The sequence below is a fragment of the Methylorubrum thiocyanatum genome, from assembly GCA_014138645.1.
Classification (GTDB): domain Bacteria; phylum Pseudomonadota; class Alphaproteobacteria; order Rhizobiales; family Beijerinckiaceae; genus Methylobacterium; species Methylobacterium thiocyanatum.
Genome location: JACJIB010000001.1, coordinates 311,337 through 324,311, shown reverse-complemented (window position 1 = coordinate 324,311; position 12,975 = coordinate 311,337). Strand labels below are relative to the sequence as shown.

11 protein-coding genes are annotated in these 12,975 nt (G+C 69.4%); 4 read left to right on the top strand and 7 right to left on the bottom strand.

Annotation, left to right across the window (positions count from 1 at the left end; translation table 11 throughout):
• Positions 1-110: 110 nt before the first annotated feature.
• From HNR51_RS01540 to dxs, 7 genes are all read right to left on the bottom strand, one after another.
• On the bottom strand, positions 111-779 hold the full coding sequence (locus HNR51_RS01540; RefSeq protein ID WP_182553774.1) for a polyamine aminopropyltransferase: 669 nt from the start codon (positions 777-779) through the stop codon (positions 111-113).
• 140 nt (positions 780-919) lie between these two features.
• Positions 920-2,923, bottom strand: a complete 2,004-nt coding sequence (gene shc / locus HNR51_RS01535; RefSeq protein WP_141951155.1) for a squalene--hopene cyclase — start codon at positions 2,921-2,923, stop codon at positions 920-922.
• Between the two features lie 44 nt (positions 2,924-2,967).
• On the bottom strand, positions 2,968-4,269 hold the full coding sequence (gene hpnE / locus HNR51_RS01530) for a hydroxysqualene dehydroxylase HpnE (protein WP_152276761.1): 1,302 nt from the start codon (positions 4,267-4,269) through the stop codon (positions 2,968-2,970).
• A gap of 1 nt (position 4,270) precedes the next feature.
• Positions 4,271-5,122: a presqualene diphosphate synthase HpnD gene (gene hpnD / locus HNR51_RS01525; protein WP_182553773.1), complete on the bottom strand. Its 852-nt coding sequence runs from the start codon at positions 5,120-5,122 to the stop codon at positions 4,271-4,273.
• Positions 5,119-6,018 carry a squalene synthase HpnC gene (gene hpnC, locus HNR51_RS01520; RefSeq protein WP_012453741.1) on the bottom strand — a complete coding sequence of 300 codons (900 nt, stop codon included), beginning with the start codon at positions 6,016-6,018 and terminating at the stop codon, positions 5,119-5,121. The genes hpnD and hpnC overlap by 4 nt, the downstream gene beginning before the upstream one ends.
• Positions 6,015-7,040, bottom strand: coding sequence for a hopanoid-associated sugar epimerase (hpnA, locus tag HNR51_RS01515; protein WP_182553772.1), 1,026 nt, complete (start codon positions 7,038-7,040; stop codon positions 6,015-6,017). The genes hpnC and hpnA overlap by 4 nt, the downstream gene beginning before the upstream one ends.
• 232 nt (positions 7,041-7,272) lie before the next feature.
• A complete protein-coding gene (gene dxs / locus HNR51_RS01510) occupies positions 7,273-9,246 on the bottom strand; it encodes a 1-deoxy-D-xylulose-5-phosphate synthase (RefSeq protein ID WP_182554011.1) in 1,974 nt (657 codons plus the stop codon).
• Between the two features lie 319 nt (positions 9,247-9,565).
• On the opposite strand from dxs, the gene HNR51_RS01505 reads away from it, so the two are divergent.
• From HNR51_RS01505 to ettA, 4 genes are all read left to right on the top strand, one after another.
• Positions 9,566-9,820: a hypothetical protein gene (locus HNR51_RS01505; protein ID WP_152276634.1), complete on the top strand. Its 255-nt coding sequence runs from the start codon at positions 9,566-9,568 to the stop codon at positions 9,818-9,820.
• 7 nt (positions 9,821-9,827) lie between these two features.
• Complete coding sequence (locus HNR51_RS01500) at positions 9,828-10,703, top strand: DNA/RNA non-specific endonuclease (RefSeq protein WP_182553771.1); 876 nt, start codon at positions 9,828-9,830, stop codon at positions 10,701-10,703.
• Positions 10,704-10,729: 26 nt separating this feature from the next.
• Positions 10,730-11,017: a hypothetical protein gene (locus HNR51_RS01495; protein WP_182553770.1), complete on the top strand. Its 288-nt coding sequence runs from the start codon at positions 10,730-10,732 to the stop codon at positions 11,015-11,017.
• A gap of 235 nt (positions 11,018-11,252) precedes the next feature.
• A complete protein-coding gene (gene ettA, locus HNR51_RS01490; protein ID WP_012453735.1) occupies positions 11,253-12,905 on the top strand; it encodes an energy-dependent translational throttle protein EttA in 1,653 nt (550 codons plus the stop codon).
• The last annotated feature ends 70 nt before the right edge of the window (positions 12,906-12,975 follow it).

Sequence of the window (12,975 nt, the reverse complement as noted above, 5' to 3'; positions counted from 1 at the left end):
GCGAAGCGGCGGCCTCGAAGGATCCTCCGGAAAGCACTGCGCGATCTGGAAGATCCTTCGAGGCCCGCTCCGCGGGCACCTCAGGATGAGGCCGAGACCGGGATTCCTGATCAGCGCCCGGCGAGCCAGATCACGTGCCGCGCCCCGCGCTTGCCGCGGGCCCGGGTCGCCACTTCCTCGACAGAAAAACCTGCCTGACCGAGCCGCCGGGTGAAGGCGGCATCGGGATGGGCCGACCACACCGCCAGCACCCCCTTAGGGCGGAGCGCCGCGCGGGCGGCCCCGAGGCCGGCGGCGTCGTAGAGGCGGTCGTTCTCCGTGCGGGTGAGGCCGTCGGGGCCGTTGTCCACGTCGAGCAGGATCGCATCCCAGGCGCCCGGCCGTTCGCGAATCACGGCGGCGACGTCGGCCTCGCGGATCGAGATGCGCGGATCATCAAGACTCCCACCAGTCAGCTCCGCCATGGGTCCACGCGCCCAGGCCAGCACCGCCGGCACGATCTCGGCGACCGTCACCTGTGCCGTCTCCGGCAGCAGGTTCAGGGCGGCGCGCAAGGTAAAGCCCATGCCGTAACCGCCGATCAGCACCCGCGGCGCCCTCGCACCGGCGACGCGCTCGGCCGAGAGCCGTGCCAGCGCCTCCTCGGAGCCGCTGAGGCGGCTGTTCATGAGTTCGTTGCGGTCGAGCTGGATCGAGTACTCGGTGCCGCGGCGCATCAGGCGCAACGTGCCCGCCTCGCCGGGGATCGCGGCGGTGTCGAGATGCTCCCAGGGGATCAAGGATTGGTCTCTCGGGCTTGAAGCGGTGAAAAGGCGCGCGCCACGCGTCAGCGTCGTCCGGCTCGCATCTCGGCACAAACGAAAACGGCGCGGGATGCCCCGCGCCGCCAGTCTCATGGCTGGGATGAGCTCCCAAAAAATCACATCCCGAACTGCACCTGACGGCTGTTGCCCTTCTTCAGGTTGCGGAAGCGGGCCATCGCCCAGAGCGGGAAGAATTTCGGGTAGCCGTGGTAGCGCAGGTAGAACACCCGCGGGAATCCGGTCGCGGTGTAGCGCTCCTCGTTCCACAACCCGTCCTGCCCTTGCGTGCGCATCAGGTAGTTGACGCCGCGGGCGACCGCCGGATCGTCCACCTCGCCCACCGCCATGAGGGCGAGCAGCGCCCAGGCCGTCTGCGAGGCGGTGGAGTAGCCCGGCTCGAATTCGGGGTTGAGCTTGTAGGAGGAGGCATCCTCGCCCCAGCCGCCATCCGGGTTCTGGATGCGGATGAGCCACGCCACCGCCTTGCGGATCTCAGGCGATTGCGGATCGACACCGGCGGCGTTCAGCGCGCAGAGCACCGACCACGTGCCGTAGATGAAGTTCATGCCCCAGCGGCCGTACCAGCTCCCGTCCTTCTCCTGGTCGTTGAGCAGGTAGGTCACACCGCGGTCGAGCGCCCGGCTGGTCTCGCGGGTCTCGCCGAGCTGCGACAGCATCGAGACGACGCGGGCGGTCACGTCCGCGGTCGGCGGATCGAGCAGCGCGCCGTGATCCGAGAACGGGATGTGGTTGAGGTAGTGGTGGTTGTTGTCGGCGTCGAAGGCCGCCCAGCCGCCGTCGGCGCTCTGGAGCCCCTCGACCCACTCGCGGGCGCGGGCGATCGAGGCCGAGTAGTCCGGCATTCCGCTCACCAGACCGTGCTGGCGCTGGGCGCGGTCCATCGCCATCACCACCACGGCGGTGTCGTCGAGATCGGGATAGTGCGGGTTGGCGTACTGGAAGGCCCAGCCGCCGGGACGCACGTTCGGCTTGGTCTCGGCCCAGTCGCCCTTGATGTCGAGGATCTGCAGCGGCTTCAGCCAGTCGAGGCCGGCGCGGGCATTGGCCTCGGCCGCGGCGCCGCCGGTCTCCAGCATGGCGTGGCTGGTCAGCGCCGTGTCCCAGACCGGCGACAGGCAGGGCTGGACATAGGCCTCGTCGTCCTTCTCGGCGACGAGCTTTTCAATGGCTTCCAGCGCGATCTTCACCTGCGGATGATCGGGGGGATAGCCGAGCACCTCGTACATCAGCACCGAGTTAACCATCGACGGGAAGATGGCGCCGAGGCCGTCCTCGCCGTTCAGGCGCTCGGACACCCAGGCCACCGCCTTGTCGATGGCGCGCTGGCGCGGCACTTTCGGGAAGTGGTCCTGCGTCTTCTGCAGCACGCGGTCGATGGCGCCGAAGATCGGCGTCCACGGCCAGGTGGCGTGGGGCGAGCCCGGCCAGGTCCGCACCGAATCGGGCGGGGTCACGAACAGTTCGGCCACGCCGATGCCGCGCGGGTTCTTCGCCCGCGGCTTCTTGGCCTGGATCACGAACAGCGGCACCATGGTGCAGCGGGCCCAGTAGGATACCTTGTCGAGGTGGAACGGGAACCACTTCGGCAGGTGCATCACCTCGACCGGCATCACCGGCACCGCAGCCCACGGCACCTCGCCGTAGAGGGCGAGCAGGATGCGGGTGAAGACGTTGGCGTTGGCCGCGCCCCCGCGCTGCAGGATCGCCTTGCGGGCCGCGCGCATGTGCGGCGCCTCGATGTCGTCGCCGATCATCTTGAGGGCGAAATAGGCCTTCACCGTCGCGCTCATGTCGAACGGGCCGTCATGGACCAGCGCCCAGCCGCCATGCACCTTCGACTGCGTGCGGCGCAGGTAATTCCCGATCTTGGCTTCCAGCCCCGGCCGCGGCTCGGTCCCGCGGAACTGGTGGAACAGGATGTATTCGGAGGGGATGGTCGCATCCGCTTCCAGCTCGAAGCAGATGTGGCCGTCGGCCTGCGTCATCTCGGTGAGGGCGCGGGCGGCGTTCTGGACGCCCCGCTCGACATCGTCGAGGGACACGTCGCGGGTCTTGGGACGCTGCAGCGTCTCGACCTTGCTCACGGCCGCCTCTCGCATCGTTCTCGCCTCGTTCGACTGTCTCGATGCCGTCGTCATATCGTTCAAGCGACTCCCTGTGCCTGTGCCCGTCCGCACATCCCTGTGCGGAACAGGGCTTGCGCGGCGTTCGTCCCGGAACGGATCGCGCCCTCGATGGTCGAGGGCAGACCTGTCTCGGTCCAATCGCCGGCCAGAACCAGATTCCGGTAGCGCGTCGCAGCGCCGGGGCGGCGCGCGGCTTCCGCGGGCGTCGCCGCGAAGGTCGCCCGCTTCTCCTTGACGATCTGCCAGCTAGGCAATTCGCGTGCAAGTCCGTTGAGTTCCGCGATCTCAACCCAGATCCGGCGCGCAAGATCCTCGCGGCCGTCCTCCAACAGGCGGTCGGCTCCGCTGATGGTGACTGAAAAGCGATCCGGATAGGCGAACAGCCATTCGGTCAGGCCGCCGACGACGCCGAGGATCAGCGGCGCCCCCTCCGGCGGACGCACGGCGAAATGCGCGTTGACGATCGAGCGGAATTCCTGCGGCGCGGGGGTTCCGGGCAGGAGTTCGGAGGTGACCCACGGCGGCAAGGCCAGGACGACTGCGTCGTCGGGGCCGACCGCGACCGGCTCGTCGGTGAAGTCGAGGCGCTCGATCCGGCCCTGCGAGAGGGTCAGCGCCCGCAGGCGCCGGCCGTAGCGGATCTCGGCGCCGCGCTCCGCGAGGAAGCGCAGGGCCGGATCGACGAAGGCGGTGGACAGGCCCTCGACCGCGATGAGCGGACGGCAGGCCCGCCCGCCCGCCCCGAGCGTCTCGCGCAGGATGGTGGCGGCGAGCCCGACATCGCTCTCGCGCGGATCGGTGTTGAGGGAGGCGAGCAGGACCGGATGCCAGAGCCGCTCGTAGAGCGGCCCCTCGCAGGACATCTTTTCGCCGATCGTGCCGCTCTGGCCCGGCTTGTTGCCCGAGGCCGCCATCATGAGGGAGACCGGCGCGAGATAGTCCCGCGCGCGGGTGCCCGGCACGCGGCGTCCCGCCCGCAGCACCCACCACGGCAGGCGGCCCTCGTTCGGGCGCAGGGTCCAGCGCTCGCCGGTGCGAAGGTCGGCGAAGGGGAAGGCCGCCTCGTCGGGGCCGGTCAGGGCGTCGTCCGGCGCCCCGATCAGCCGCAGGAAGTCGAGGGACGAGCGGTTGCCCGACAGGAGCAGGTGGTTGCCGTTGTCGATGGTCAGGCCGAGCGAGGGGTCGAAATAGGAGCGGCAGCGCCCCCCCGCCTGCTTGGCGGCCTCATGCAGCACGACGTGCTGACCCGCATCCGCCAGCGAGGCGGCGGCCGAGAGGCCGGCGAGCCCGGCGCCGACGACGTGAACCGTTCCCGACATTTCAGAAAATCCCGTGGCGCAGGGCGACGCGGAGGAGGGAGAGCTTTCCGGGCTTCACCCGCGCCCGCGGGGCCGCCCAGCCGCGCTTGACCACGGCGTCGAGGTAGAGCCGGTAGGCCGCCGCCATCAGGCGGGCGGCCTTGGTAGCCTGCCGCGGGCTGCGCTCGATGATGGCCCAGGTCTGGCGGTAATGCTCCTCCGCTTCCGCCGCGACCGCCCGGCAGACCTCGCCGAGGCGCGGATGCGCCAGGGCCGTCTCCGGCGTCGGGTTCATCAGCCCGATCTTGTGGAACTTCTCCATCGGCAGGTAGAGGCGCCCGCGCTCCGCGTCCTCGTCGATGTCGCGCAGGATGTTGGTGAGCTGCAGCGCCCGGCCCTGGTGCCATGCCAGCCGGATCCCGTCCCCCTCCGGCATGCCGAAGATGCGCACCGACAGCCGCCCGACGGCGCTCGCGACCCGGTCGCAGTAGAGATCGAGCTTGGCCTCCGAGGGGGCGACGATGTCCTCCTCGGCGTCCATCGCCATGCCGTCGATGACCGCCTGGAAGTCCTCGCGCTTGAGCCCGAACCGGCGCATCGGCTCTTCGAGCGGCTTCACCCGCGGCGGCGGATTGCCGGCATAGAGCGCGTCGATATCGGCGCGCCAGCGGTCGAGTTCGGCGGCGCGGACCTCCCGCGCGCCGCCGTCATCGGCGACGTCGTCAACGGAGCGGCAGAAGGCGTAGACGGCGTACATCGCCTCGCGCCGCTCCTTCGGGAGCAGGCGCATCGCCGTGTAGAAGGACGAGCCGGCGGCCGGCAGGGCGGGTGCCTCTCGGGTCTCGCCCGGCATCGGGCTAGCGGTGGCGCTCATCGGCCGGCTCCGGCAGCGGCGGGACGGGGCGCACGCGACCGGAACGGCCGGCGCACCAGGGTGGCGGCGATGCCGCCGAGCGCGGTGAGCGCGAAGGCGGCCTTGCCGTGATGGACCTTCTCCGACAGCGGATCGCGGGTCAGCAGGCCCTTGGTCAGGACGACGGCCAGCCGATGGATCGCGGCGATCTCCAGGCTGAGGCGGAAATCGTCGATCCGGTTCGGCAGCGGCGCGCCTTCCTCCAAGAGCACCAGGGTGCGCTCGGCGAGTTCGCGGATCACGGCACGCAGTTCGGGCGTCGCCTTGTCCGCCCCCAGCATCGCGACGTCGGCGCCGTGCTTACCCATCACGTCGAGGGGGATGTAGACGCGGTCGAGATTGCGGAAATCCTTGCCGCAATCCTGGAGGTGGTTGAGCACCTGCAACGCGGCGCAGATCGCGTCCGAGGTCGGATAGACCCGCGCCGGATCCTCGCCGTGCACGTCGAGGACGAAGCGCCCGACCGGCATCGCCGAGTAGCGGCAATAGTGGATCAGCTCGTCCCAATCCGCATAGCGGGACTTGCGCGCGTCCATGCGGAAGGCATCGAGCAATTCGAGGGCATGAGTCGGCGGCTGATTGTGGGCCGCGAGCTCGCGCTTGAGCGGCTCGACGGACGGGTCGGAGCCGCCCTTGCCGGTGAGCGCGTCGGCGAGCGCGTCGAGCATCTCGATCTTGCGCTCGGGCGAGAGCCCGGTGTGGTCGGCGACGTCGTCGCCCGCCCGCACATAGTTGTAGAAGGCGAGGATCGCGCCGCGGTTGCGCGGGTGAATCAGGTGCGAGGCGACGGGAAAGTTCTCGTCGTGCTGGCCCTTGCCGGTGCGGGCATCGGTGGCGGTCTGAAGCGCGGCGCTCATTTCATGTACCCCGCCTGTCGGAACCACGCGATGGCATCCTCCAGACCCTGGCGATAGGGACGCGCGGAATAGCCGAGTTCCGCCCGGGCCTTGGCGTCGGAGAAGAACATCCGGTACTTCGACATGCGCACGCCGTCGATGGTGGCGAGCGGCGCCTTGCCGGTCACCCGCGCGATCTGCTCGGAGACGAAGGCGATCGGGTAGATCACGGCGTAGGGCAGCCGCGTCGTCGGCGCCTTGCGGCCGACGATTCCTGCGATGTCGGCGAGCATCGTCGCCAGCATCACGTCCTCGCCGCCGAGGATGTAGTGCTCGCCGATCCGGCCCTTGCGCAGGGCCAGCAGGTGGCCGGCGGCCACGTCGTCGACATGGGCGAGGTTGAGGCCGGTATCGACGAAGGCCGGGATCTTGCCCTGCGCCGCGTCGAGGATGATGCGGCCGGTCGGCGTCGGCTTGACGTCGCGGGGGCCGATCGGCGTCGACGGGTTCACGATGACGGCGGGCAGGCCGTCACGGGTCACCATCTCGTCGACGACGCGCTCGGCCACGACCTTGCTGCGCTTGTAGGCGCCGATGGCGGTCTCCGGCGTGAGCGGCCGGGTCTCGTCGGCGGGGGTGCCGTCGGCATGCGGTTTGATGGTGGCGACGCTCGACGTGTAGACGATCCGCTCGACGCCGGCCTTCAGCGCCTCTTCCATCAGGATGCGGGTGCCGTCGCGGTTGGTGCGGACGATCTCCTCCATGTCCGGCGCCCAGAGCCGGTAATCGGCCGCGGCGTGGACGAGGTAGCGCTGGCCGCGCATGGCGCTCGCCACCGCCGCCCGATCGCGCATGTCGGCCTCGACGATCTCGACATCGGGCCACGTCAGGTTGGTGCGCGGCGAGGAGGCGCGGACCGTGATGCGCACGGTGAATCCGGCCGCGCGGAAAACGTCGACCAGGGCGGCCCCGAGGAAGCCGCTGGCACCGGTGATCAGCACCGGTCCCGCCGGGAACGGGCCGCTTTGGCTCGGCTCTGTCATCGCGCTCGCGTGGTTGTCGCAACGGCCTCGCCTGCCAACCGCGGGAGCGGCGCAGACGCGCGGAAACGCCGCCCCATCAACGCACCCGATCTCGGGTCGAACGGCGCGGCGCTTGTCTCATCGATGACGCGGTGCGGCAAGCACCGCGCGTCCTTACTCCGCCTCAGGCGCCGACGGCCGCCTCCGCGGCCTTGGCTCACGCTTCGAGCGATGGCAGTCGCGCGCCTGAACCTCAGGCCAGACGCAGGCGTCCGGTCCGGCTGCCCTTCTTCTGGTCCGGCAGGGCGGCGCGGACGGCCTTGAGGATGCCCTCGGCGTCGAGACCGGCCTCGGCGTACATCTTCTCCGGCTTGTCGTGGTCCTGGTAGACGTCCGGCAGCGTCAGCGTCCGCACCCGGACCCGGCCCGCATCCAGAACGCCCCGCTCCGACAGAAGGTGCAGCACCATCGCGCCGAAGCCGCCGACCGAGCCTTCCTCCACCGTCACCAGAACCTCGTGGCTGTTGGCCAGATCCACGATCAGCTCGGCGTCCAGCGGCTTGGCAAAACGGGCATCCGCCACGCTCACCGCAACGCCCTCCGCCTCCAGCGCGTCGGCCGCCTTCAGCGCCTCCGACAGGCGCGTGCCCAGCGACAGCAGCGCCACCCGCGCCCCTTCCGGACGGCGCACCACACGCCCGCGGCCGATGGCCAGCGGCTCGCCCTTTTCCGGCAGCTCGACGCCGACCCCCTCGCCGCGCGGATAGCGCAGGGCGATCGGCCCCGAGTCATGCGCATGCGCGGTCGCCACCATGTGCACCAGCTCGGCCTCGTCGGCGGCCGCCATCACCGTCATGTTCGGCAGGCAGCAGAGATAGGCCAGATCGAACGCGCCCGCATGGGTCGCCCCGTCCGCCCCCACCAGACCGGCCCGGTCGAGGCAGAACCGCACGGCTAAGTTCTGCAAGGCCACGTCGTGCACGACCTGATCGTAGGCCCGCTGCAGGAAGGTCGAGTAGATCGCCACGAACGGCTTGTAGCCCTCGGTCGCCAGACCGCCGGCGAAGGTCACCGCGTGCTGCTCGGCGATGCCGACGTCGAAGGTCTTGTCCGGATGCGCCTTGCCGAACAGGTCGATGCCGGTGCCGCCGGGCATGGCCGCGGTGATCGCCACCACCTTCGGATCGGCATCGGCCGCCTTGATCAGGCTCTCGCCGAACACCCGCGTATAGGCCGGGGCGTTCGCCTTGGCCTTGGCCTGCACGCCTGAGACCACGTCGAACTTGACCACGCCGTGGTAGCGGTCGGCCGAGGCCTCCGCCGGGGCGTAGCCCTTGCCCTTCTGCGTCACCACGTGGAGCAGGATCGGACCCTGGTCCGAGTCGCGCACGTTCTTGAGGACCGGCAGCAGGTGGTCGAGGTTGTGCCCGTCGACCGGCCCCACATAGTGGAAGCCCATCTCCTCGAACATCGTGCCGCCGCCGACGATCAGCGAGCGGGCATATTCCTCGGCCGCCGCCGCGCGCTGGTAAAGCGCCTTCGGCAGCAGCTTGCCGAGTTGCTTGGCGGTCTCGCGTAAGCTCCGGTAGGTGCCGCCGGAGGCCAGCCGCGCGAGATAGGCCGACATGGCGCCGACGGGGGGCGCGATCGACATGTCGTTGTCGTTGAGGATGACGATCAGGCGCGAATGCAGCGCGCCGGCATTGTTCATGGCCTCGTAGGCCATGCCCGCCGACATCGAGCCGTCGCCGATCACCGCGATCATGTTGCGGCGCTTGGGCTGCGCCTCGCCCTTCGCCTTGGCCTCGGCATCGTCGAGGTCGCGGGCGACCGCCATGCCGAGCGCGGCGGAGATCGAGGTCGAGGAGTGGGCCGCGCCGAAGGGGTCGTACGGGCTCTCCGAGCGCTTGGTGAAGCCGGACAGGCCGCCGCCCTGACGCAGTGTGCGGATGCGGTCGCGGCGGCCGGTGAGGATCTTGTGCGGGTAGCACTGGTGGCCGACGTCCCAGACGATGCGGTCGTCGGGGGTGTCGAAGACGTGGTGGAGCGCCACCGTGAGCTCGACCACGCCGAGCCCCGAGCCGAGATGGCCGCCGGTGATCGACACGGCGTCGATCATCTCGGCGCGCACCGCGTCGGCGACCCGCTGCAGCTCGCTCTCCGGCAGAAGCCGGAGACGATCCGGCGTCTCAAGACCCTCGAGGATCGTCGTGTCCGCTAGTGCCAAAGCCTTCACCCGTCTCTCAATGCGTTCCCGTCGGCGGGGCGGTTCTCTGAGGGCCGCATATTCGAACGCAGCCGCGTCTTCGGACTTCGCCCGCCTCCCGGAAACCACTCGCCCCGGGACGTATGAACGATCTTTCTAGCGCGAATCGGTCACGGGATACCATGATATCGCTGCAACAGCGGCGAGCGTTTCAGTGGATTCGATCCCCTGGTCTGCCTTCAGAGTTAAGGCAGTCCCGCCATTTCACGCGTGACGCGCCCTCAATTATGGATGAAGGCTGCGTTGATCAACATCTCGCCCGCCCCGAGGCTGCCCGCCGATGCCTTTCGCCGCAACGACACCGATCATGGCCGCGCTGACGCTCGCCCTGATCGCGGGAGGCGCGGCGCAGGCGGCGGATGCCGGACAGGTCCGCCCCCGAGCGGCGGCCTGCCTCGACGACGTCCGCTGCCGACGCCCGCCGGGACCGCCGGACCGCGACATCCGCCCGCTGATCGACCCGCTCGGACGTCCCTGCGGCTTCCGCTGGCGCGAGACGCCGTCCGGGCCCCGCCGCGTCCGGGTCTGCTATTGAACCGGCGATGGCGCTGCGCCCCGTCCTTCCCGCCCTCCTGTTCCTCTGCGTCGCCCAGACGGGGACGTCCCAGGCCCTTCAGGACGCGCCCGCCTGCCCCACCCTGTTCGCGGAAGGCCAGGCACCGGTTCTCGTCAACCCGAAGCTCGCGGACAGAGCCGTCCCGCTCTGCTTCGAGGCCTTCGCCGTGCTGCATTCGGGTGCGTCGCGCACGCCGCTCTACGCCGCGGAGCGCCTGACGCGCCGGAGCGTGTCCGCCGCCCGCCGGGTCGAGCGCGCCGACGCCTTCCACGACGAGGATCGCCTGCCTGAGGACGACCGCGCGAGCCTCGCCGACTATGTCCGCAGCGGCTACGACCGCGGCCATCTCGCGCCCGCCGGCGACATGCCGAGCGCGACCGCCCAAGCCGAATCGTTCAGCCTCGCCAACATCGTGCCTCAGAACCGGGCAGTGAACCGCGGGCTGTGGGCGGCGATCGAGGAGAGCGTGCGCCGGCTCGCCACCGAGCGCGGCGAACTCTTCGTCGTGACCGGGCCGATCTTCGAGGGCCGCTCGGTCGGCGCGATCAAGGGGCGGGTGCTGGTGCCGACCCAGCTCTTCAAAGCGATCTACGACCCGCGCACCGGCGAGGCGGGCGCCTATCTCGTGGCGAACGCGTCGGGGGCCGAGTGGCACGCGGTCTCGCTCGCGGCCCTGCGCGACCGGACCGGGCTCGACGTGTTCCCGGCGCTGCCGGAGGCGGCCAAGGCCAAGGCGATGTCCCTGCCCGAGCCTCACGAATTTTCCCGGGATCGCCAGGAATCCTTCGCAGACTTCCTGAAGCAACTCGCCGTCGACATCCTACGGCGGCTCTGGCGCGAGTTGATGCGCGCGATCTTCTGAACGATCTTCCGAGACAGGGGCCCCGAATGCCGCGCCGCAAAGCCCACACACCGGCCGATTCCCTGCCCTTCCGTCCCTTCGCCGAGGATGCGGGCGTGCAGACCTTCGCCGGCTTCTCCATCGAGAACGGCACGCGGTGCATCGCGCTCCACGGCAGCCTCGACCTCACCCGCGACCGGGCCGGCCTGACGCGGGCGCGGGCGCTGAAGACGCTGCTCGATGCGGTGGTCGCCACCCTCGAAGCCGAGGATCTGCCCGACGCCGTGCCCGACGAGCCGGAGGCGTCGGAGCCGGTGCGCAACCCTTTCGCTTGAGCGGCGCCGTTCTCATATCAGGGTCGGGATCCGACCCTCGCCCGCCCGGCCCTCGCCTTGCCCCTGCCGGGCGGCCCTGATAGTCGGACAGGCAAATTCTTTAACCGCAGGCGGACGGCGCCCCGCGTGGCACGGCTCGAGCCCGTCGCTCGATCCGGCCAGCCACGCGCGAGAGGCCACGCATCCGCGACCGCCGGCCCGACCGGCTTCCACGCTTCACGCAGGACGAACGCACATGGCCCGCGAATTCATCTATCACATGCGGGGTCTGACCAAGACCTATGTCGGGGGCAAGAAGGTCCTCGATAACGTCAACCTGTCCTTCTACCCCGACGCCAAGATCGGCGTGCTCGGCATCAACGGCGCCGGCAAATCGACGCTGCTCAAGATCATGGCCGGGATCGACAAGGACTGGACCGGCGAGGGCTTCGTCGCTCAAGGAGCGCGTGTCGGCTACCTGCCGCAGGAGCCGCAGCTCGATCCGAACAAGTCGGTGCGCGAGAACGTCATGGAGGGCGTGGCCGAGAAGCAGGCTCTGCTCGACCGCTATAACGAACTCGCCATGAACTACTCCGAGGAGACGGCGGACGAGATGACCGCCCTCCAGGACCAGATCGAGGCGCAGAACCTCTGGGAGCTCGATTCGAAGGTCGATCAGGCGATGGAAGCATTGGGCTGCCCGAGCGACGAACAGCCGGTCGCCACCCTGTCGGGCGGCGAGCGCCGCCGCGTGGCGCTCTGCAAGCTGCTGCTGTGGGAGCCGGAACTGCTGCTCCTCGACGAGCCGACCAACCACCTCGACGCCGAGACCGTGAACTGGCTCGAAGGGCACCTGCGGCAATATCCGGGCGCGATCCTGATCGTGACCCACGACCGCTACTTCCTCGACAACGTCACGAGCTGGATCCTTGAGCTCGATCGCGGCAAGGGTATCCCCTACGAGGGCAATTACTCCTCCTGGCTGGTGCAGAAGCAGAAGCGCCTGGAGCAGGAGGGCCGCGAGGACATGGCCCGCCAGCGCGCCATCGCCCGCGAGACGGAGTGGATCTCGGCCTCGCCCAAGGCCCGCCAGAGCAAGTCCAAGGCGCGTATCACGCGCTACGAGGAACTGGTCGCCAAGCAGCAGCAGAAGGTCGATGCGACCGCGCAGATCGTTATCCCGATCACCGAGCGGCTCGGCCAGAACGTCATCGAGTTCAAGAACCTGAACAAGGCCTACGGCGACCGGCTGCTGATCGAGGATCTCTCGTTCAAGCTGCCGCCGGGCGGCATCGTCGGCGTGATCGGCCCGAACGGCGCCGGCAAGACCACCCTGTTCAAGATGATCACCGGCACCGAGAAGCCCGACGGCGGCGCGATCGAGATCGGCGAGAGCGTGCATCTCGGCTATGTCGATCAGTCCCGCGACGCGCTCGATCCGAACGCGACGGTCTGGCAGGAGATCTCGGGCGGCAACGACATCCTGTATTTCAACAAGCGCGAGATCAATTCCCGCGCCTATTGCGCGGCCTTCGCCTTCAAGGGCGGCGACCAGCAGAAGAAGGTCGGCACGCTCTCGGGCGGTGAGCGCAACCGCGTCCACCTCGCCGCGACCCTGCGCAAGGGCGGCAACGTCCTGCTGCTGGACGAGCCGACCAACGACCTCGACATGGAGACCCTGCGGGCGCTCGAAGAGGGTCTGGAGGATTACGCGGGCTGCGCGGTGATCATCAGCCACGATCGCTGGTTCCTGAACCGCATCGCGACCCACATCCTCGCTTTCGAGGGCGACAGCCATGTCGAGTGGTTCGAGGGCAACTTCTCCGACTACGAGACCGACAAGAAGCGTCGGCTCGGGACGGACTCGCTGATCCCGAAGAAGCTGAAGTACAAGAAGTTTTCGCGCTGACAGCCTCCCTCTCCCCGCACGCGGGGAGAGGCCTGCGGGCACCTTGTTGTGCCTGCAAGAAGCGGAGGCG